Origin of the sequence: Pedobacter segetis, from assembly GCF_016623585.1 — a bacterium.
Taxonomy (GTDB): Bacteria; Bacteroidota; Bacteroidia; order Sphingobacteriales; family Sphingobacteriaceae; genus Pseudopedobacter; species Pseudopedobacter segetis.
The window spans coordinates 28,639-48,871 of the sequence record NZ_JAEHFY010000019.1; the positions used below are offsets into that span (position 1 = coordinate 28,639).

A 20,233-nucleotide genomic window follows, 5' to 3' on the forward strand; every position below is an offset into this window, starting at 1 on the left:
AAAAGGCAATTTTTTAAAAATGTGGCTTTTAGGATTCTTATAACTATGCACTTTTTTTAATTAGGTTAAAGATTCTTTAAAAAGGTTAAACTTACCGGAACTTGTAGGTTTACCGCTTTACTTTCATCTTCTATATAAAAATATTTAATGCCTATTTTCTGAGCCTCTTTTATTACTGCGGGTATGTTGATTTGGCCAGAGCCAAGAGCCACGTCATTTTCAACTGGAGTTGCACCAGTAAGATCTCCTAGTATTCCTCTGCGCAAATCTTTAACATGCATCAATTTAAAGCGAGAACCATATTTTTTCATTAATTCTACCGGATTTTTACCGGGATGAAAGGCCCATAAAATATCTAACTCAAAACTTACATATTCGGGATTGGTATTTGCCATTAGGTAATCAAAAAAGGTTTTACCATTGTAAGTTTGCATATCAAAACCATGGTTGTGATAACAAAATGTTAGACCGTATTTATCTTTTAATAATTTGCCCGCTGTGTTGAAATCGGTAACAGCTTGTTTGGTTATTTCTATGGTTAGGGTAGTTTTGTTGTGCGGAATCCAAGCCACTCTTACAAATTTTGCACCCAGCTTTTTTGCATTTTTACCAACTTGTTCTACATTTTTTACTAAATCGTCATAATTTACCCCGAATGAAGTGCAAATCATTTCTCTTTCGTCCAGCATCTTTTTAATATCTTCTGATTTTTGACCAAAAAGATTAGAAAATTCGATATTGGTAATGCCCAAACTTTTGATGGTATCTAAAGTTGCCGAAAAGTTTTTCTCGAAACTATGACGGTAGGTAAAAGAAACCACTCCGGGTATTTCTTTTAAAAGCTTTCCGGTTCTGGTATCCGGCATAAATTTAGTTTCTTTTATTTTGATGTTTTTAAAGTAAACCTTAAAACCATGTTCTTGTAGAAGAATTCTTCCTTTTTCGCCAAGCCCGAAACCTGGGATGTTTTTATACTTACTGTTTGTAATTAAGTCATTAAATTTCTGGCTTCCTCTTTCATAGGTTAAAACCATTACGCCATTAAGCCAATGTTCTATATGTGTGCCGTTAGAAACTATTTTCAAGGTATTCCAATCGCCAATAGGCTTTGTGGGTTTGTTGTCAATAGCAGGAATTAAGTCGTACAAAGAAGAAATGGTTCTATTTCCATTTTTACCCAATTTTGCATCAGGATGTACGGCATCATCTAATAATTGAAACTCTAAACCAAAAGCAGAGCGTGGACTTGCGGGCGTAGCTTGCTGTGGTGCTACAAAGTATTTTACACCACTATTTGCTCCCTTCGTTAATTTAAAATCAACCTTGAGTTCAAAATTATCATACTCTTTAAGCGTTACAATATCACCACCATCGGCAGATTCTGCACCGCCATTTGCGTCAACTTCTAGTAAGCCATTTTCAATTTTCCAGCCTTTTGTAGGGAAGTTATCTGTAAAAGCTCCTTTCCACCCGGTGGTAGTTTTTCCATCAAATAAAAGTTGCCAGCCTGCTTTTTTTTCTTTTTTGCTGAGCGTGTTATCTTGCGCTTGAACGAAGCCCCATCCTAGGAAAAAAATTGTAATGAAGAGCAGGCTCTTTTCCTTAAAAATTGGATACTTCATAATTGTTATGGATAAATCATTAATTAGGTATCAGCGCTTCTTTAATAGGTTTTACCCATTCATCTTTTGCTAAATCGTAAGCAATAAAATCCGAATCAAACTGCCAATAGCTCCAACTCCAATTACGGGCTTCTGCCTGCCTAGCAATGTAATTTGTCCACATTGCTCGTGATTCCATATCGCCTTTTTCATAAGCTCCAAACTCACCTAAAGTAATTGGTCTATCATGCTGTTTTGACCAGTTTTGAGCAATATCAAAATCATTTTGTACAGCTTGTTTCTGTGCCTCAGTACCGGTCCATGTAATGCCACTTAAATCTTTGCTTTTAACAGACCATGGTGCACCTTGATGGGTAAACTGAATTGGGCTGTAATAATGAATTGCTACAATGATGTTTCTATCCTCCTCTGGTAATACCAAATCTTTTAAATAATTGATTTGATTGCCATAAACAGTACCGATTATCAATGTTCTATATGGGTTTGATTTTCTGATGATTTCATAGGCTTCTTTCTGAATCTGATTCCATAATTCGGGTTGCATATTAGGCTCATTTGCAATTTCAAAAAGCACATCATTAGAGTAATTTTTACAATGTTCTGCAATTTGTTTCCACATGGCTAAAAGCATCGGTTTTGTACCCAAAGGGTCTTTCTCCATTGCACCATGCTCATGAAAATCTACAATTGCCATCAACTTGTTTTTTAACGATTCTTTGATAATCCAATCTAAAGTGGTAAAAAACTTAGGGTTAATGGTATAAGCCGAATCTATAGAAAAGCGAAAAGGACTAATTTTTATCCTCACATTATTAAAGCCAGCATCTTTTATCAGTTTAAAATGCTTTGCTTGCATCCTTGCCTTTGAAAAATCGTTCCAAATAGGATCATAACCAATAATATTTAGCCCTCTACCCATTTTAGTATTCTGCTTAAAAGCATATTTTTTTTCTTTTGTGTTTTGAGAAAAAACAGAACAGCTTATTAAGAGGAGCAGTAAGCTTAAATAAATGCTATGCTTGATTTTATTGTACATGGAAATAGAAAATTTATTGATAAACTTTTTCGATAGCCATTTGCATTTTACCCAGCATTTGTGGTACTAATGCAAATGGATCATAAGGTTTGCCACGCACTAATAATGTTTCTACAGGTAAAAAACCTTTATAGCCGCTATCTTTTATAATTTTTATCAGTTTTACATAATCCGTTTTAACAGGACTTCCTATTTCATTTGGACTTTCTTTAATTTGCCAGTTTACTACGTAAGGGATTACCTCAGCAATATCTTTATAAGGATCTGCAGTTCTAAAATTACCGGTATCAATAATTAAACCTGCCCATTTAGAATTAACTCCGTTTATCACATATTTACATTGCTCGGCAGTTTGCAACATATCCCCATGATTTTGAATACCAATTTTCACTCCGTATTTTTCACCATAAGCAGCGCACTCCTTATAACTTTCAATCATCCAATCAGCAACTTCTTTCCATTTATCTTCATATCCTTTTGGGATTTCACCAGAGAATACGCGAACCACGGGAATTCCCATTTTAGATGCTGCAACAATCCATTTTTTTGCTAATTCTACACCAGCAGCTCTCACTTTTGGGTCTGGTGAAGCAAAATCGTTTCTAATACCTGTACCTGTTAAAGTAATTCCTAGCTCAGCTGCTCTATCTTTAAACTTTTTAAGATATTCGTCTGATGGTACTTCTGGATAAGTAGGAAAAAAATAAGCGGTTGGGTCTAGACCTGTGATATGGTTGGTTTTGCACCAATCCAATAAATTGAAAAGCGTGAAAAGCTGTTGTTTATCTCTTGTATCTCTTGCCATCAATAAATCGCTAAATGAATAAGCATTTAGCGAAGGGATTAGAGGATATTTTTTTGCTTTTTTTTGCGCTAAAGCTGCGGTAGAAAACAAGATCAGTGCTAATCCTGCAACGGCAAATGTTTTTAAATGGATATTTAATTCTTTTTTTAAATGTTTCATTTTTGAATGTTTTTATAATTAAAAAGTTCCGTTACTTACAAAAGCTATTTTTTTGCCGTCAGGAGACCAGCTTGGTACGTTCATGGTTCCTTGGCCACCATATAAGTAAGATATTACTTTAGCCTGCCCGCCTTCAACTGGCATTAGCCTAATATAAACTCGCTCGTAAAATGGATGTTTATCTGCCGGTACATCTTTAGAAAAGGTGATGAAAACTAACCATTTTCCGTCTGGCGATACATGAGGAAACCAGTTGTTATAGTCATCAAAAGTTAATTGAGTTTGGTTTTTACCATTAGGATCCATTTTCCAAACTTGCATTAGGCCGGTTCTGGTAGAACAGAAATAAATGGTTTTTCCATCTGGCGAATATTCCGAGCCATCATCCAATCCTTTAGTATTGGTCAATTGGATTTCTTTACTGCCGTTTGGATCTGTTTTGTATATATCAAACTGTCCGTTGCGCTCTCCTGTATAAATTAAAGACAAATTATCTGGTGACCAACCATGAAAATAAGATGGGCTTTTAGCGGTAATTCTTTTTGGCACACCGCCGGTAACAGGTACTGTATAAACATTAGATTTACCACCGTCTTCGGATTGATTGCTAATCCCAATCTGTTTGCCATCAAGTGAAAGCACATGGTCATTATTGTTTTTGTTAGCAAAATCGGTATTGATAACTGTTGCAATTCTGCTATTGATATCGAAATTATATAACTTACCTTCTTGGTTATAGATTAAACTTTTGCCGTCTGGTGTCCAGTTTGGAGCTTGGAAAGAACCTTTATAATTAGATATAACTTCTCTATGGCCGGTACTCACATCCATAATCTCTAAAGCACTGCCCAAATAATCTTTATATTGGATTAGGTTTGCTGGCGCAGGATTAAAAATTCTGGTATTGCTAAATTCTGCCTCTTCAGCAAATTTATTGGTATGTGGGCATACAAATAAACCTGCAACAACATTTTCACCTAAGTCAATATCGTTTAGTATTTCTGTTTGATAAATTTCGCCAAAATGGGCTGCATACATGGTGTAGGTATTCCCTTTTTTCTCTAACTGTAAAACATCAGGAGCTTTGATGGTCATTTTCACTTCTTTCAAAATCGCTCCGGCTGAAGTTCTGTATTGTAAAGAGGCTAAGCCATCGCCATGTAAGGCACAAACAACTGTTGCCGAGTTAGGTGCAGTTGAAGTTCTGATCATTAAACCGGCTTTGCGATGTAACTCATGCCCTTCTCCAATAAATTTAACTTGGGTTTGAATAATAAAATCACCACTCATTTTTTTGCTTAGAAACGAAAAACTATCTTGGGAGAACCAGATATTGGAGCCTGTCCCACTTATGAGATAGGTTTGTGAAGGTTCATTATAACTTGCCGAGCCTTTTATTTTTGGTTTTCCGATGTTTAAAAACTGGTCGAAAGAACCGATTTTAGCATTTGGAACCTGAGCCTTCACTTCCATAAAAATGGACATTAATAAGCCTAATAATAGCAGTTTTGATTTCATAATATTTAGGATAAAATTTGGTTGATTTCTTTTAATTCTGTCTCAGAAAAATGACGATTTTCTAAGCATTTTATAGAATCTAATACTTGGGCAGATTTGCTTGCTCCAAGTATTACGGAAGTAATTCTTTGGTCTTTTAAAATCCAAGATAAAGCCATTTGAGCTAAATTTTGTTCTCGCTCTTTGGCGATGTGATTTAATTTTCTAACCTTTTCAATTTTATCGTCATCCAAATAATCTTCTTCAATGGCTCCGTTTCCACGATGACTTGCCGCTCTAGAATCTTTAGGGATTCCGTGTAGGTATTTATTGGTTAACAATCCTTGCGCTAGTGGAGAGAAAGCAATACATCCCACTCCATTTTCTTCTAAAACATCCAATAAGCCATCTTCAACCCAACGATCAAACATAGAATATTTGGGTTGATGGATAAGACAAGGCGTACCTAATTCTTTTAATATTTTAAAAGCTTGTGCGGCTTCTGCAGGTTCATAGCTAGAGATACCAATATAAAGTGCCTTGCCTTGGCGAACCATTAGATCTAAAGTAGCCATGGTTTCTTCTAAAGGCGTTTTAGGATCTGGGCGGTGATGGTAGAAAATATCTACATATTCTAAACCCATTCTTTTTAAACTTTGATCTAAACTGGCAACTAAATATTTTTTAGAGCCCCAATCTCCGTAAGGGCCAGGCCACATTCCCCAACCTGCTTTTGATGAAATAATCAATTCATCACGGTAAGCAAGAAAATCTTGCTTAAGAATTTTTCCAAAATTTGACTCGGCAGAACCTGCCGGAGGACCGTAATTATTGGCTAAATCAAAATGGGTAATTCCATTGTCAAATGCCGTATGTAATATGTCACGAGCTACTTCATAATCATCTATATCTCCGAAATTATGCCAAAGCCCCATTGATAATGCTGGCAATAGCAAACCGCTTTTGCCACAACGGTTATAAGTCATTTTATCGTACCTATCTTCTGATGGAATGTATGTCATTTGTGTTTTTTTAATTTGATGATTACTTTTTGCCTGTAGCTGCCCAAAAAATTCCAGCGTATATATGATCTAAGAAAGCTGTATTTGTATAGTCTGTAGGTTGATGGCCTAAGGCAGTATAAAATGCCCTTCCCCCGTCAAACTCATGATACCAAGCTATCGGATGGAAATTGCCCATGCCCACGCCTTTTAAATTTCTATCTGGCCATTCTACTTTTGAGTTGTAGCTAGTTTCATCAACCGCAAGGATGTAATTAAGGTCTTTTACTTGCTCTGGTCCAAACTCATACCATTCATCCGTCCATAATTGGCCATCTGTAAAGCCGTTCAATCCAGTAAATGTGTTTTTGGTTAATCTTAATTTTGCAGTTTGTATTGCCGGGTGAATGTGGAACATTCTACCTACTAATTTGGTATACCAAGCCCAATCGTATTCTGTATCTGATGCGCTGTGAATACCAACATATCCTTTGCCCGATTGTATAAATTTCTCTATTGCTTTTTGTTCATCGGCATTAAAAATATCTCCTGTGGTATTTAAAAATATAACCACTTGAAAGTTCTGTAGATACTTTTCTGTAATAGGAACTCCGTCTTGATTCCATGTTACGTTAAAGAAGTTCTTCTCGCCTAAAGCTTTTATTGCACTAACGCCATCATTTATAGATTCATGGTGCCAACCAGCAGTTTTGGTAATTAGCAAGGCATTAAACTGTTTTTTTGCCTGTGCCCATGATTGTGTACTTATTAAGCAAAACAGAAATAGAACATACAAGCAATGGTTTTTTATTTTCATGATTTGAAGTTTTAATGGCTATTAATTGTTTTATTGGGCAACATATACTAATCTTTTCTTTTGATTGCCAATTGTAATATCAAAATCTCCAGGCTCGGTTCTCCATTTTAGATCTTTACCTATAAAAGCTAAATCTTTGGCCGATAATTTAAAAGTTACTTCTTTTGATTCGCCAGAAGCTAAGTATATTTTAGTGAAGTCTCTTAACCTTCTTACAGATGGCGTAATAGATGCAATTAGGTCAGAGCTGTACATTTCTACAGCTTCTTTCCCGGCCATTTTGCCAGTATTGGTTACGGTTACTTTAACCTCTATTGATCCTTTCGAAGTTAATTTATCTGCTGAAAATGTGATAGGGCTGTATTTAAATGTGGTATAGCTTAATCCAAATCCAAAAGAAAATTGTGGATGAAACTCTTCAGAATATATTTGAGGACTGGCACTTTCAAAAACCTCATCCAAGTATTTATGATCGTAGGTTACTAAAGAGTTCGGGTATTTTGGATAAGTGATCGGCAACTTTCCGGATGGATTATAATCGCCAAATAAAACATCGGCAATGGCGTTTGCACCTTGTTCTCCTGGCCAATAAGCCAATATAATTCCACTTAAAAGAGGTTCAATTTTTCTGATGATACGTGGTCTTCCTTCTGTGAAAACCGCAATAATTGGTTTGTTTAGTTTACTTAGCTCTGTAACCAGTTTCAATTGGTTATCCGGTAGATCTAAGTCTTCAATATTTCCCGGGGTTTCTGCATAAGCATCTTCGCCTAAACAAACCACAATTTCATCGGCATCTTTTGCAGCTTCAACGGCTAGTGCAATTTCCTCATCGCCACCTTTAAAATTGGTGCCCAAAGCATAGCTTGTGTTTTTAGCTTTTTGCTGAATTGCCTGTGTAATGGTTAATTGATTTTTAGAGAAAAATTGAGCATTAGTCCCTTGCCAAGAGTAAGTCCATGCTCCGTTTAGTGTAGATAAAGATTTTGCGCCCGGACCGGTGATAAAGATTTTTTTATCCTTGGCCAAAGGAAGCACATTCTTGTCGTTTTTTAATAGCGTGATAGATTCTCTAGCTGCATCTAAAGCGACGTTTTGGTACTCTGGACGACCAAAATTTTTAGCCGCTTCTTTTTCTACATAAGGATTATCAAATAATCCTAAATCATATTTTAGCTGTAAAACTCTCCTCACAGATTCATTAATTCTAGCTATCGGAATTCTTTTTTCCCGGACTAACTCTATTAAATATTTACTAAAATCTAAATCGCTTGGTACAATACATAAATCAATACCAGCATCAACAGATTGATAAACCGCTTCTTTATAAGAACTGGCAACGCGGTGTCTCTCAGCTAGTTTTTTAACATCTTCCCAATCAGAAATCACTACGCCCTTAAATCCCAGTTCACCTCTTAATACATTGGTTAATAAATATTTGTTGGCATGTACGGGTATTCCGTTAACTTCGGCAGAGTTTACCATTACCGTATGCGTTCCTGCTTTTACCGCTGCGGCAAAAGAGGGTAAAAAGAATTCTCTTAAAGTGACATCGGGAATTAATGCGGATGACCTGTCTTTACCAGATGTTGGTAAAGAGTAGCCAATAAAATGTTTCATACAGGCTGCAACATGGTCGATACTTTTTAGATCGTTGCCTTCGTAACCTTCAATTTCAGCAACTCCCATTTTCTTAACCAAATTAATATCCTCACCAAAAGTTTCGGCTAAACGGGGCCAAAGAGGTTGTCTGCCAGCATCTAAAACTGGAGAAAAATTATAACGAATGCCGCTTGCTCTAACTTCTTTAGCCGTAATTTGTGCACCAAGCTTTGCGAGATAGGTATTTCGTGTAGCGGCCAAACCCAAATTGTGAGGAAAAATGGTAGATCCCAAGGTATAATCTGCACCATGTACCGCATCAATTGCATAAAGCAAAGGGATTTTTAACCTAGACTCTTTCATGTTGATGGCTTGGATTTCATCTAACATATTATGCCAATTTTGTAAAGAATAGGCATGCCCAATCACGTTTTGAAAAGACCCAACTTTATGGCTTAACATCACGTTTCTTAATTTGTCTTTATCTATCACCAAAGAATCGCCAACTTCAGTGGCTACCATTCCAATGGTGATATTGGTCATTTGCCCGATCTTTTCTTCCAAGGTCATCTTTGAAATGAGAGACTCAATTTTATTGGATGTGGTTTGAGCTTTAACATTAAGATGTTGTAGTAAGATAAAGCTTATTAATAAGCTGAAATGTTTTGCTTTCTTTAAAGATGGATTCATAATTTTTTATTCGTTTTTATGTTTAGGGAATAGTTTTGGCTAATCCACAAGTTCAAATTTTATTTTTTGGCCATTAATTGTTAAATAAAAATCTCCGCTTTCTAAGTGGCGCATTCCATTTGCATCGGGGAAACTTAAATCTCTCATAGGGTCTATTTCAAACTTAAAAATTCTTTTTTCGCCAACTTTTAAAGTTTCCTTTTCAAAAAACTTTAACTCTTTCATGGGGCGAGTGATAGACGCAACAGGGTCTGAAATAAACCACATTGCTGTTTCTTTGCCATCCATTTTGCCGGTATTTGTTATTTCTACTTGAGCTGTGATTTTTTGGCCTTTTTTAATGACGCTATCAGACAAAGAAACTTTACCATAACTAAATTGGGTATAGCTTAAACCATGCCCGAAACAGTACATGGGTTCAGATGAAATATCTTGATAGCCACCTAATTTTGGGCGGGCAGATTGCCTCATGTTATAATATATTGGAATTTGACCTGTGGCTAGGGGAAAGGTGATGGCCAGTTTTCCGGATGGATTTAAACGGCCAGAAATTAATCCCGCAACTGCATTTCCACCAGCAATGCCGGGTTGCCAAATCTCTAACATGGCATCAGAAATTTTATCTAGCCTTCCCAATTCTATTGGTCTTCCATTAGATAAAATTAGAATAATTGGTTTGCCTGTTTTTCTTAATGTTGCAACTAATTTTTCTTGAATTTGGGGTAAAGCTATTGTAGATCTTGAAGCATTTTCTCCACTCCAACTTTTCTTTTCTCCAATACAAATAACAATTACATCAGACTTTTCTCCCATCGCAACGGCCTGTGCAAATCCGCTTTCGTCTTTCCCATCAAAATCGCAACCTTTGGCGTAATTGAGTATAGTTTTTCTATTAAATTCTTTTTGAAAACCAGCCATTAGCGTTTCTACAGATGATGGAATTCCTTGTCCTTCCCAGGAACCCATTAGGTTAACGCTATCTTTAACCATTGGGCCAATTAAAGCAATTTGTTTTATAGATTTAGCTAGTGGTAAAGTTTGATGCTCGTTTTTAAGCAAAACCATAGATTCTTCTGCTAGTTTAGATGCAACTGCCATACTTTGTGGTTGATAATAACGGTCTTTTTCTGGCAGTTCCTCTACGTAAGGTTTATCAAATAAACCTAATCTAAATTTTAATCGTAAAATTCTTCTTACTGCTTCGTTAATTTGCGCTTCCGAAATTTTCCCTTCTTTTACCAATTGTGGCAGATGTTCTATATAAAGGTTATCCACCATATCCATTTCTACACCAGCGTTAAAGGCTTTAAGCGTTGCGTCCTTTCCGTCTTTTGCAAAACCCTGCGAAATCAAATTTTCTATAGACCCCCAATCAGAAACTACAAAGCCATCATGTTTCCATCGATTTTTTAAAATTTCTGTTAACGTGTAGTGGTTTGCAGTAGCCGGAGTGCCGCTAATATCATTAAAGCCACTCATTAAAGTTGCAGCTCCGGCCTTTACACCAGCTTCATAGGGAGGCATAAATGTTTCCCATAAGGTTTGTGCAGATACATCTGCATAATGATAATCTCTCCCCCCTTCTGACAGGCTATAACCAATGTAATGTTTTAAGCAAGCAGCTATGGAATATGGATCGGAAAGCTTATTTCCTTGATAACCTTTGATAGAAGCTACGCCAAAAACGGCGTTAGCATAGGGGTCTTCTCCATAACCTTCGGCTACCCGCCCCCATCTGGGGTCACGGGCTACATCTACCATTGGAGAAAAGGTCCAATCTATACCAGATAGTTTCGATTCTTTTGCCGCAACTGCTGTTGCTTGTTCTACCAATTTTGGATTCCAAGAGCAGGCCTGAGCCAATGGAATAGGGTAAACTGTACGATAACCATGAATTACATCAAAACCCATCAAAATTGGAATGCCTAATCTCGATTCGTTCATAGCTTTACGCATAATATCATTGCGATATACAGGGTTAATGCTGCGATAGATCAACGAGCCTATTTCTGGTCTTACTGCTTTTTTACTATCTTCAATATTGTTTTCATTGGCATTTTTGCCATATGTCCATTGGTTGGTTTGCAATATTTTTTCCTCTAATGTCATTCTGTTTAAGAGGTCGTTTATACGTTCTTCGATAGGGAAGTTTTTATTTTTATAAACAATATTTTTTTCTTGGTTTTTAGTGGAAACTGGTTTTATTTGAGCAGTAAGGTTTAAAGAAATTAACGTAGCACACGTTAGCACAATAAGCTTGGAACCTGCTGTATAAAAAGTATTTGTTAGTGAAAAGATTGTTCTCGAAGGCAAGATCATAATTTATATATGATTGTAACAGATTTAACCATCATTGAATTTAATCTGAACAAATTTGAATGGGTTTAATTATTTAAAGATTATTGGTTGATTTTTAAAATCGGTAAAGCAAACATGGTAAGATATTTACTTTTTGAGGGGCTTGAAATATACTAAATACGGGGTTAAAATGTATCTTTTAATGTTATTATCTACCCAAAGCCATTAAAAACCCTTTTTTTTACTGTAATTATAAAAACAGGTTAATAATTGAATATTTAATTTGATCCTCTTGTCAGATTATATTTACATATTGTTATATTCATTAGGATTGCCAAATGAACCAATTTTAAGTTTTAATGAACAATAAAAAATACTACTTCATTATCTTATTGTTTTTTTTGTCTCTAATTTCAGAGGCACAAACGCTCAATTTTAAACATATTTCTTTTAAAGAAGGCTTGGCTCAAAGTCCAATCTCTTGTTTTTTACAAGATCAAGAAGGATTTATTTGGTTTGGGAATTTAAAAGGCCTAACAAGATATGATGGTTATGAGCTAAAGAAGTTTTCTTTCGATATCAATAATCCACATACAATCAGCAACAATAGGGTTAATGCAATTTTGCAAGATAGTAAACATCAAATTTGGATAGGTACTTCAAATGGATTAAATCTTTACAATAGAAATCTTGAGACCTTTACTCATATAGATATTTTAGAAATTAAAGGTGGACGGAACTATATTTCTTCTATTGTTGAAGACAAACAAAAAAATATCTGGGTAGGTACTTTTGGTGGCTTAAAAAAATTGAATAAGAAAACTTTAAAGTTAGAAGAGCTTGGTTTAGATACAAATGAACCCAATTTTAAAAATTTTGCAGTCCATTCTTTGTTTGTTGATAAGGATAATAAAATATGGATTGGAACCAGTAATGGATTAAAATTATTTGACCCAGCAACGGGTTTAACCCGGCCTCTGCCTAATTACTTTTATCAAAACAAAGATTTTGTTAATAATAAGATTTTTATTACCAAGCAAGACGCAAAAGGCAATCTTTGGTTTGGTACAGAAATATCGGGCGTTTTTAAAGCTTCATCTATTGATCAAAAAATAACTAACTATTTGTTTGATTCTGATAAAAATTCAATTGCTTCTAATTGGGTAAAAGATATATTAATTGATGGTGCTGATAAAATATGGTTCGCAACACGTAACGGCATAAGTATTTTAAATACAAAGAATGATATTTTTAATAATTATAAACATGAGGCTTTAAATCCTAACAGCTTAAATGATAATACAATATGGAGTTTGCTTAAAGATAAAAACCAATGTATTTGGGTTGGTACTTTTGCGGGAGGAATCAATTTTTATTACAAGGGCAACTCTAATTTTCAGAATATTGGGGAAAGCGTAGGAAAGTCTATCGGGTTAAACCATGTTTTAGTAAACGCCATAACAGAAGATCCAGATGGCTTATTATGGGTGGGTACTTTTGGCGGTGGTTTAAATTTAATTGATCGTAAAAAGGGTATAAGTAGGTATTACTCTATCAATAATAGAGGCAACACATCTTCAAGCAACGGTGTAAAATCTTTGGCAGATGATGGCAAAGGTAATTTATGGGTAGGAAGTTTAAATGGATTAGGGCTTTTTAATAAAGATACCAAAAGCTATAAACCATATAACTTTAAGTTGAAAAACGGCAGCTTAATTGAAAACCTAATTATGTGTGTTTTGCCAGATAAAGACGGTGTTTGGGTAGGTACTGATGGAGGTGGATTAATGTATGTTTTATACAATGGCAAAAATCCTTTGGTTTTAGTAAAGGATGCCGGTATAAAAAACAAACCTTATCTAAACAACCTTATGATGGGTTTAAACAAAACATCTATGATGGGCAGTTCATTAAAGAATTTAAATTCAAATAAAATTGAGGGCTTGTCTGATAATTTTCTCACTTCATTATGTAAAGATGGAAATGACCATTTATGGATAGGCACCCAGAACGGGCTAAATTACTATGATATTAAGAATAAAAAGGTTTTAAGCATCTATCAAAAAGTTAGAGACACCAAGTTTCAACTTTCAAATAGTAATGTAAACACAATATTTAAAGACTCTAAAAATAGATTGTGGGTGGGTACAGAAGAGGGTGGGCTTAATTATTTTGATAAAAAAGACAATAGATTTTATTCCATTAAAAAGAATGAGGGATTAAGAGATGATGTGATACACGCAATTGTTGAAGACAAAAATGGGAATTTGTGGCTCAGCACAGATTTAGGGATTTGTAAAATTCATTTCAAAAAATTTAAACTACCATTTCAAAAAGAAGATTTAGTAATAAAAACCTATACTTCTAATGATGGGTTAACCAGTAACCAGTTTTCTACAAATGCAGGTTTAAGATTACATACAAATGAAATTGCTTTTGGCGGTTTAAATGGTCTTTCGATATTTTATCCTGATAAAATAATAAAAAACACAGCACCCCCTAAAGTAATTATTACTCAATTATTGATTAATAACAAAACACCTAAAATTGGAGAAGTGGGTTCACCTCTATCAAAATCCATAACAGAAACAAATAAAATAGAGCTTGCTTATGATCAATCTTCTTTCAGTATAAAATATGCGGCTTTAAATTTTATAGATCCAGATAATAATATTTACGCCTATAAATTAGATGGGTTGCCAAGAGCAGATGAATGGCAAAATATTGGAAAGCAAAGGGTGGTAAATTTTGCCAATCTTTCGCCAGGATCCTACTTGTTTAAGGTTAAGGCTGCAAATAGCGATAAAGTTTGGGGCTACCAGATATGCGCTTTAAAAATCATTGTTTTACCTCCATGGTGGGCTACTTGGTGGGCTTATTTGGTTTATGTTATTGCGCTCAGTTTTGTTTTAGCGATAATTATTAAGTTTTTGAGAAATAGGGCTAGACTAAAAAGAGATTTGTATTTAGAACATGTACATAATATTAGGCAAGAAGAACTTTATCAGATGAAGCTAAATTTCTTTACTAATATATCGCATGAAATACGTACACCTTTAACCTTGATTTTAGGCCCTTTAGATAAAATACTTAGAAATAGTGCCGCCCATGATTTTGCGAAGCCTTTAAGTACAATTAAGAATAATGCAGATCGGTTAATGAAATTGGTAACAGAATTACTTGATTTTAGAAAAGCAGAGGAAGGGCATATGAAAATTCATTGTTTGCAGGAAGATATTGTTCTGTTTTGCAAAAAAATATTTGATTCTTTCGTTTCTATTGCCAACGATAATAAAATTGATTATCAATTTATAGTTTCTTCAGAACCAATTCTTATCTATTTTGACCAAAATCAGCTAGAAAAAGTATTGTTCAATTTACTTTCTAATGCGTTTAAATTCACTCCCGAAAAAGGAGCAATTTGTCTTATTATAGAAAATAGTAATTTAAATGAAGGCTGGGTAGATATTAAAATTGTTGATAACGGAAAAGGCATCCCCAAGGATATGCAACCTAAACTTTTCGAAAGTTTTTTTCAGGTTGATGATAGAGGAGGACACAATATTGGTAGCGGGATAGGCTTGGCACTATCAAAAAGCATTGTTGAGTTGCATAAAGGCACAATTAAGGTAAATAGTGATATAGAACCTAATAGCCTTACTAGCTTTATAATCTCTTTAAGAAAAGGAAATGCACATTTAGATAAAGATGAAATTGTAGCTGAAAGCGATTTACCTTATATCAATAAATCAGATTCTACAAATGATTTGATTACTCTGATCGATGATTTACCCACAAGCTCAAGAAACTCAAAAAAGCACACTATTTTAATAGCAGAAGATAATGATGAGGTTAGGAAGTTAGTGGTAGATTTACTGGTAGAGAGATATAAAGTTCTCCAATTTCCAAATGCAGAAGCAGCTTTAGCGTCCATGGAAAACGAAATCCCAGATTTAATCATTAGTGATATTATGATGCCAGGTATGGATGGCTTAGATTTCTGCAAAAATGTTAAACTCAAAGAGAATAGCAGCCATATACCATTTATCTTGCTTACCGCAAGAGCTTCTCTAAACCATCAGATAGACGGACTTTCTATTGGCGCAGATGCTTATTTATCTAAGCCATTCAGCCCTCAAATCCTCGAACTGAATATTAAAAATTTATTACATGCCCAAGAAGTAATGAGACAAAAATTTGGGCACCAATTTGTATTGCAACCATCAGCTATAAATATAGTTTCTCCAGAAGAAAAATTTTTGAATAAACTGATGAACATTATAGAAAGTAAAATTGAAGATCCTACTTTTGATGTGAACGAACTGGTAAATGAAATAGGAATGAGCAGAACGGTACTGTACAAGAAAGTACAGGCTTTAACCGGGTATGCCGTTGCCGATTTGATTAAACAAATTAGATTAAAGAAAGCTGCCGAACTATTTAAGCAAAGAAGCTATTCTGTTGCTGAGGTGGCCTATATGGTTGGCTTTAATGATCGTAAGCATTTTAGTAAAGAATTTAAAAAGTTTTTCGAGTTATCACCATCAGAATTTATTCAAAAATTTTCATTTGAAAATTAATTTAATGTTCACTAAGATATCTAAAATCTTGTTTTAAGATAGATTAGTATATTTAACCCCTTAATTAGATACATAAATACACCCATCCACCATACTGTTATTATCATCTTTACAAAATATGATACCCAATAATAAACCAGTTTATTGATCAAATAATTAAAATGGAAATCTTTACAATAAGGGGGGCTTAATGCGCAATTTTTAAAAATTAATTTATAACTGTGCGTTATTGGTTTTTCCTTTTGTTATGTAAATACTTAATTCTCTGCAGAACAAAGGTTACAACTAAATTTATTCTAATCTCACTAGAAGTTTTTCTAATGAGATTTCCCCTTTTAAAACAACAGACTAATTATCATGCAAAAAAAATATTTCTTTCTCTTTTTCTTTTTGTTGCTTACTGCCCAGGCTTTTTCCCAATCAATTATTCAAAATATTAGTAGTAGGCATAACCTAAGCTTAAACGGTAAATGGAATTATATTATCGACCCCTATGAGAACGGTTTCTATGACTATAGAAGACAAGCTTTTGATCAATCCGAGACAGGAAAAGGTGGTTTTTATGATGATGTGAAGCAAACAAACAAAGGAAGTTTAATAGAGTATGATTTTGATCATGATGCAACTTTAGACGTACCTGGCGATTGGAATTCCCAAGCACCAGAGTTAAAATTTTATGAGGGCAGTGTTTGGTACAGAAGGCATTTTAATTTTGAGCCAAAACAAAACAAGCGTTACATAATTTATTTTGCAGCAGCAAATTATGAAACCCATGTTTACTTAAACGGTAAAAAATTAGGAATGCACAAAGGCGGTTTTACTCCTTTCCAATTTGAAGTTACTGGAAAGTTAAAGAACGGAGAAAACTCTATTGTGGTTAAAGTAGATAATACTAGAAAGCAAGATGAAATACCAACTATAAATACAGATTGGTGGAATTATGGCGGGCTTACAGCCGATGTTTACCTTTCAGAATTACCCGAAACTTACATAGATAATTATAAAGTACAATTAGCCAAAGGTAATTTAAAAGAAATTGAAGGTTTTGTGCAGCTCTCTGGTAATCAAAAGTCTCAATCTGTAGCTATCAATATTCCAGAAGCCAAGCTTACTTATCAACTTAAAACAGATACTTCTGGTTATGCAACTTTTAAATTCCCTGTTAAAAATTTAAAATACTGGTCACCAGAAAGTCCAAAACTTTATCAGGTAACTTTGCAAACAGAAACAGATAAATTAGATGATAAAATAGGATTTAGAACAATTGAAACAAGGGGGAAGGATGTTTTATTAAATGGTAAATCTGTGTTTTTAAGAGGAATTGCTATTCATAATGAAAATCCGTTGATACCCGGAAGACCGCGTTCTGAGGGTGATCTGAGAATGTTGTTAAATTGGGCAAAAGAACTTAATTGTAATTATGTAAGGTTAGCACATTATCCGCATAACGAAAAAATGTTACGTCTTGCCGATGAAATGGGTTTAATGGTATGGGCAGAAGTACCAGTTTATTGGACAATCTCTTGGGAAAATCCAGCAACTTATCAGAATGCCCAAAAGCAATTAACAGATCTAATCGATAGGGATAAAAACAGAGCTGCTGTGATTATATGGTCTGTTGGAAATGAAACACCTATTAGCCAACCTAGAAATAAATTTATGGGGGATCTAATAGATAAGGCACATGAATTAGACCACACTCGCTTAATTTCTGCCGCTCTAGAGCTGCACCGTAAAGATTCTACCATTTATGTTGATGATGTTTTAGGAGAGAAGTTAGATCTAGTTAGTTTTAATGAGTACGCTGGTTGGTATTGGAGTACGCCCGATGAAATATCAAAATACAATTGGGATATTAAATACAATAAACCAGTTGTTATTTCTGAATTGGGGGGATCTGCCTTGGCAGGTTTCCATGCCGATAAAAGCACACGTTGGTCAGAAGAATATCAAGACAATCTTTTTAAAAATCAATTTAAATTATTAGGTAAAATAGACGGATTAAGGGGGATGACACCATGGATTTTGGTTGATTTTAGATCTCCAAGAAGAGCGCACTCTGTTTATCAAAATTTTTGGAACCGTAAAGGATTAATATCAAATACGGGGCAAAAGAAACTAGCTTTTTACACACTCAAAAATTATTACGATAAAATCTCTGAAACATTTAATCAGAAAAATAGATAGATTTTGAAAGTCTCGGTTAAAAAGCCGAGACTTTTTTATTTATGAACCAGCGAATGGTTTTTTTAAAATAAAATTGCTCTATATACTTTAAAAGACATCTTGACCCTCAATTGAGTACATATTTAACCCTCTTAAAATATTATTACTTATCATATTTGAAAAATCGATAACCAATTTCGATGGCCAATAAAGGTATTTGATTAGAATTTATCTCAAATGCCATGTAAACTAATTTTATTAAACCTTAAAAAATTAAACATGAAAAAAAAACTACTTTTTATTGTTGTATGCTTGGTAACCTGTAACTTATCTCTATTTGCTCAATCTTTTACCGCCGGAAATTTAGTGGTTTACCGTTATGGCGATGGATCAGCTTACACGGCGGGACAGTTAGTCCCAGTATTTTTAGATGAATATACAACAGCGGGTACTTTAGTGAAAACTTACGCTGTCCCTAAAATAGTTAACGGGTTAAACAAAGGTTTAACTGGACTTTTGAAAAGCGCAGGAGGCCTTTATCAACAAGAAGGAATGTCCACACTTTCGCAAGACGGAAAATACATTACCATTTTTGGTTATAATGCCGCAGCAGGAGCAACAGTTCCAACTTCTGCAGATGCTTTAGTTGTTGGTGTAATTGCTGCGGATGGTTCTATTAATACCCAAACTACTTTATCTGGTGACGCAACAACAGGTTTAGGTACCCCAAGATCTGCGATAATAGATGAAACTAATATTTGGGCTAACGGCTACGTTAATGGTGTTCAATACACAACATTAAATGGTACCACTTCAACTAGGGTAAGTACAGCACAAAACTCTCCAACAACTTTAGCCATATACGCTGGTAGTTTAATAGCCCCAATAGCATCAACTACTACACTTGCTTATGCTAACCCTTTGCCTACAACTAGCACTACCTTTTCCCTAAGAAATGGAGCTGCGAACGGCACCAGTAATACGATTAATCAATTAATAGAATTCCCATTTAGTGATAGAAAGGTTTACTACGCAATTGACGATGCTAATAATGAAATAAGAAGGTACAATACAAATATGGCAGGTACAGATTTGGTTTATAGAGTAACCATTCCTTCAACCGGTTCAACTTTGTTGAAAAGTATTACAGGGGTTTCAAATGTAGTGGGTGCCAATACGGTTTTTACGTTATATGTTACATCTTGGGGAGATGATGGTACTGGAGCAGGAACGTCTAAATTGTATACATTCTCTGAAACATTTGCTACCCAAGCTAGTGGGGGCGTAAATAGTTCTATCTCTACAACACCATTAACACTTCTAGCTACTGCACCAGCGGGTACAGTTTTTAGAAGCGTAACTTTTGCACCGCAAGGTAGTTCTTCAATTGGTACGGGTACGCTTCCTGTTTCTTTAACATCATTTAAAGGAGTTAAGAAAGATGATGCCATCCAATTGAATTGGGCTACAGTTTCAGAGAAAAATAATTCATATTTTGATGTTTTGCGTTCTTCTGATGGAGAAAAATTTACTTCAATTGGTAAAGTAAAAGGCAAAGGAAACTCTGATGAATTGGTTAACTACAGTTTTTTAGATACAAACCCTTTAAGCGGCACAGATTATTATCAATTAAATCAGGTTGATTTTAATGGTCAATCTACAAAATCTCCAATAGTAGCAGTTGCATCAGGCCTTAAGGCTAACGATATGACTATTTATGCAAACCACAATTCTAATGAGGTAAAATTGAATATTTTTTCTGCAAGTAAAACCTTTAGTACTTTAAGTGTATTTGATTTATCGGGAAAAAGAATTTTTAATAAAGCAGTTCAATTAGAAAAAGGATACAATAATATTTCCTTATCTTTAGTTCTTAAGGTGGGATTATTTGTGGCAACGCTACAAACACCTAATGAAAGCCTGAGCAAGAAATTTACAAATCAATAATATTTATCCAGAG

Annotated in this window: 11 protein-coding genes; 3 read left to right on the plus strand and 8 right to left on the minus strand. The window is 34.7% G+C overall.

Annotated elements, in window-relative coordinates; all coding sequences use genetic code 11:
- Window positions 1-65: 65 nt before the first annotated feature.
- The 8 genes from I5M32_RS13165 to I5M32_RS13200 all read right to left on the minus strand — a co-directional run bounded on the left by I5M32_RS13165 (window position 66) and on the right by I5M32_RS13200 (window position 11,542).
- A complete protein-coding gene (locus tag I5M32_RS13165) occupies window positions 66-1,622 on the minus strand; it encodes a family 16 glycoside hydrolase (RefSeq protein WP_200587138.1) in 1,557 nt (518 codons plus the stop codon).
- A 19-nt stretch (window positions 1,623-1,641) separates the two neighbouring features.
- Window positions 1,642-2,658, minus strand: coding sequence for a glycoside hydrolase family 5 protein (locus I5M32_RS13170; RefSeq protein ID WP_200587139.1), 1,017 nt, complete (start codon window positions 2,656-2,658; stop codon window positions 1,642-1,644).
- Window positions 2,659-2,671: 13 nt separating this feature from the next.
- The gene (locus tag I5M32_RS13175; RefSeq protein WP_200587140.1) at window positions 2,672-3,622 is read right to left on the minus strand and encodes a sugar phosphate isomerase/epimerase family protein; all 951 of its coding nucleotides are present in this window, start codon (window positions 3,620-3,622) and stop codon (window positions 2,672-2,674) included.
- 18 nt (window positions 3,623-3,640) lie between these two features.
- Complete coding sequence (locus I5M32_RS13180) at window positions 3,641-5,140, minus strand: TolB family protein (RefSeq protein ID WP_200587141.1); 1,500 nt, start codon at window positions 5,138-5,140, stop codon at window positions 3,641-3,643.
- Between the two features lie 5 nt (window positions 5,141-5,145).
- Window positions 5,146-6,141 carry an L-glyceraldehyde 3-phosphate reductase gene (mgrA, locus tag I5M32_RS13185; protein ID WP_200587143.1) on the minus strand — a complete coding sequence of 332 codons (996 nt, stop codon included), beginning with the start codon at window positions 6,139-6,141 and terminating at the stop codon, window positions 5,146-5,148.
- Between the two features lie 22 nt (window positions 6,142-6,163).
- Window positions 6,164-6,937, minus strand: a complete 774-nt coding sequence (locus I5M32_RS13190) for a ThuA domain-containing protein (protein ID WP_200587145.1) — start codon at window positions 6,935-6,937, stop codon at window positions 6,164-6,166.
- Between the two features lie 30 nt (window positions 6,938-6,967).
- Window positions 6,968-9,103, minus strand: a complete 2,136-nt coding sequence (locus I5M32_RS13195) for a glycoside hydrolase family 3 N-terminal domain-containing protein (protein ID WP_200587147.1) — start codon at window positions 9,101-9,103, stop codon at window positions 6,968-6,970.
- A gap of 165 nt (window positions 9,104-9,268) precedes the next feature.
- Complete coding sequence (locus tag I5M32_RS13200; protein ID WP_234461957.1) at window positions 9,269-11,542, minus strand: glycoside hydrolase family 3 N-terminal domain-containing protein; 2,274 nt, start codon at window positions 11,540-11,542, stop codon at window positions 9,269-9,271.
- A 344-nt stretch (window positions 11,543-11,886) separates the two neighbouring features.
- On the opposite strand from I5M32_RS13200, the gene I5M32_RS13205 reads away from it, so the two are divergent.
- The 3 genes from I5M32_RS13205 to I5M32_RS13215 all read left to right on the plus strand — a co-directional run bounded on the left by I5M32_RS13205 (window position 11,887) and on the right by I5M32_RS13215 (window position 20,220).
- Window positions 11,887-16,107, plus strand: coding sequence for a hybrid sensor histidine kinase/response regulator transcription factor (locus tag I5M32_RS13205; RefSeq protein ID WP_200587151.1), 4,221 nt, complete (start codon window positions 11,887-11,889; stop codon window positions 16,105-16,107).
- Window positions 16,108-16,464: 357 nt separating this feature from the next.
- Window positions 16,465-18,294, plus strand: a complete 1,830-nt coding sequence (locus I5M32_RS13210) for a glycoside hydrolase family 2 protein (protein WP_200587153.1) — start codon at window positions 16,465-16,467, stop codon at window positions 18,292-18,294.
- Window positions 18,295-18,552: 258 nt separating this feature from the next.
- A complete protein-coding gene (locus I5M32_RS13215; protein WP_200587155.1) occupies window positions 18,553-20,220 on the plus strand; it encodes a T9SS type A sorting domain-containing protein in 1,668 nt (555 codons plus the stop codon).
- Window positions 20,221-20,233 lie beyond the last annotated feature (13 nt).

Bases quoted from the DNA above. Each gene is read 5' to 3' on its own strand.
- I5M32_RS13165 (WP_200587138.1), bottom strand. From the start codon at position 1,622: ATGAAGTATCCAATTTTTAAGGAAAAGAGCCTGCTCTTCATTACAATT.
- I5M32_RS13170 (WP_200587139.1), bottom strand. From the start codon at position 2,658: ATGTACAATAAAATCAAGCATAGCATTTATTTAAGCTTACTGCTCCTC.
- I5M32_RS13175 (WP_200587140.1), bottom strand. From the start codon at position 3,622: ATGAAACATTTAAAAAAAGAATTAAATATCCATTTAAAAACATTTGCC.
- I5M32_RS13180 (WP_200587141.1), bottom strand. From the start codon at position 5,140: ATGAAATCAAAACTGCTATTATTAGGCTTATTAATGTCCATTTTTATG.
- mgrA (WP_200587143.1), bottom strand. From the start codon at position 6,141: ATGACATACATTCCATCAGAAGATAGGTACGATAAAATGACTTATAAC.
- I5M32_RS13190 (WP_200587145.1), bottom strand. From the start codon at position 6,937: ATGAAAATAAAAAACCATTGCTTGTATGTTCTATTTCTGTTTTGCTTA.
- I5M32_RS13205 (WP_200587151.1), top strand. From the start codon at position 11,887: ATGAACAATAAAAAATACTACTTCATTATCTTATTGTTTTTTTTGTCT.
- I5M32_RS13210 (WP_200587153.1), top strand. From the start codon at position 16,465: ATGCAAAAAAAATATTTCTTTCTCTTTTTCTTTTTGTTGCTTACTGCC.
- I5M32_RS13215 (WP_200587155.1), top strand. From the start codon at position 18,553: ATGAAAAAAAAACTACTTTTTATTGTTGTATGCTTGGTAACCTGTAAC.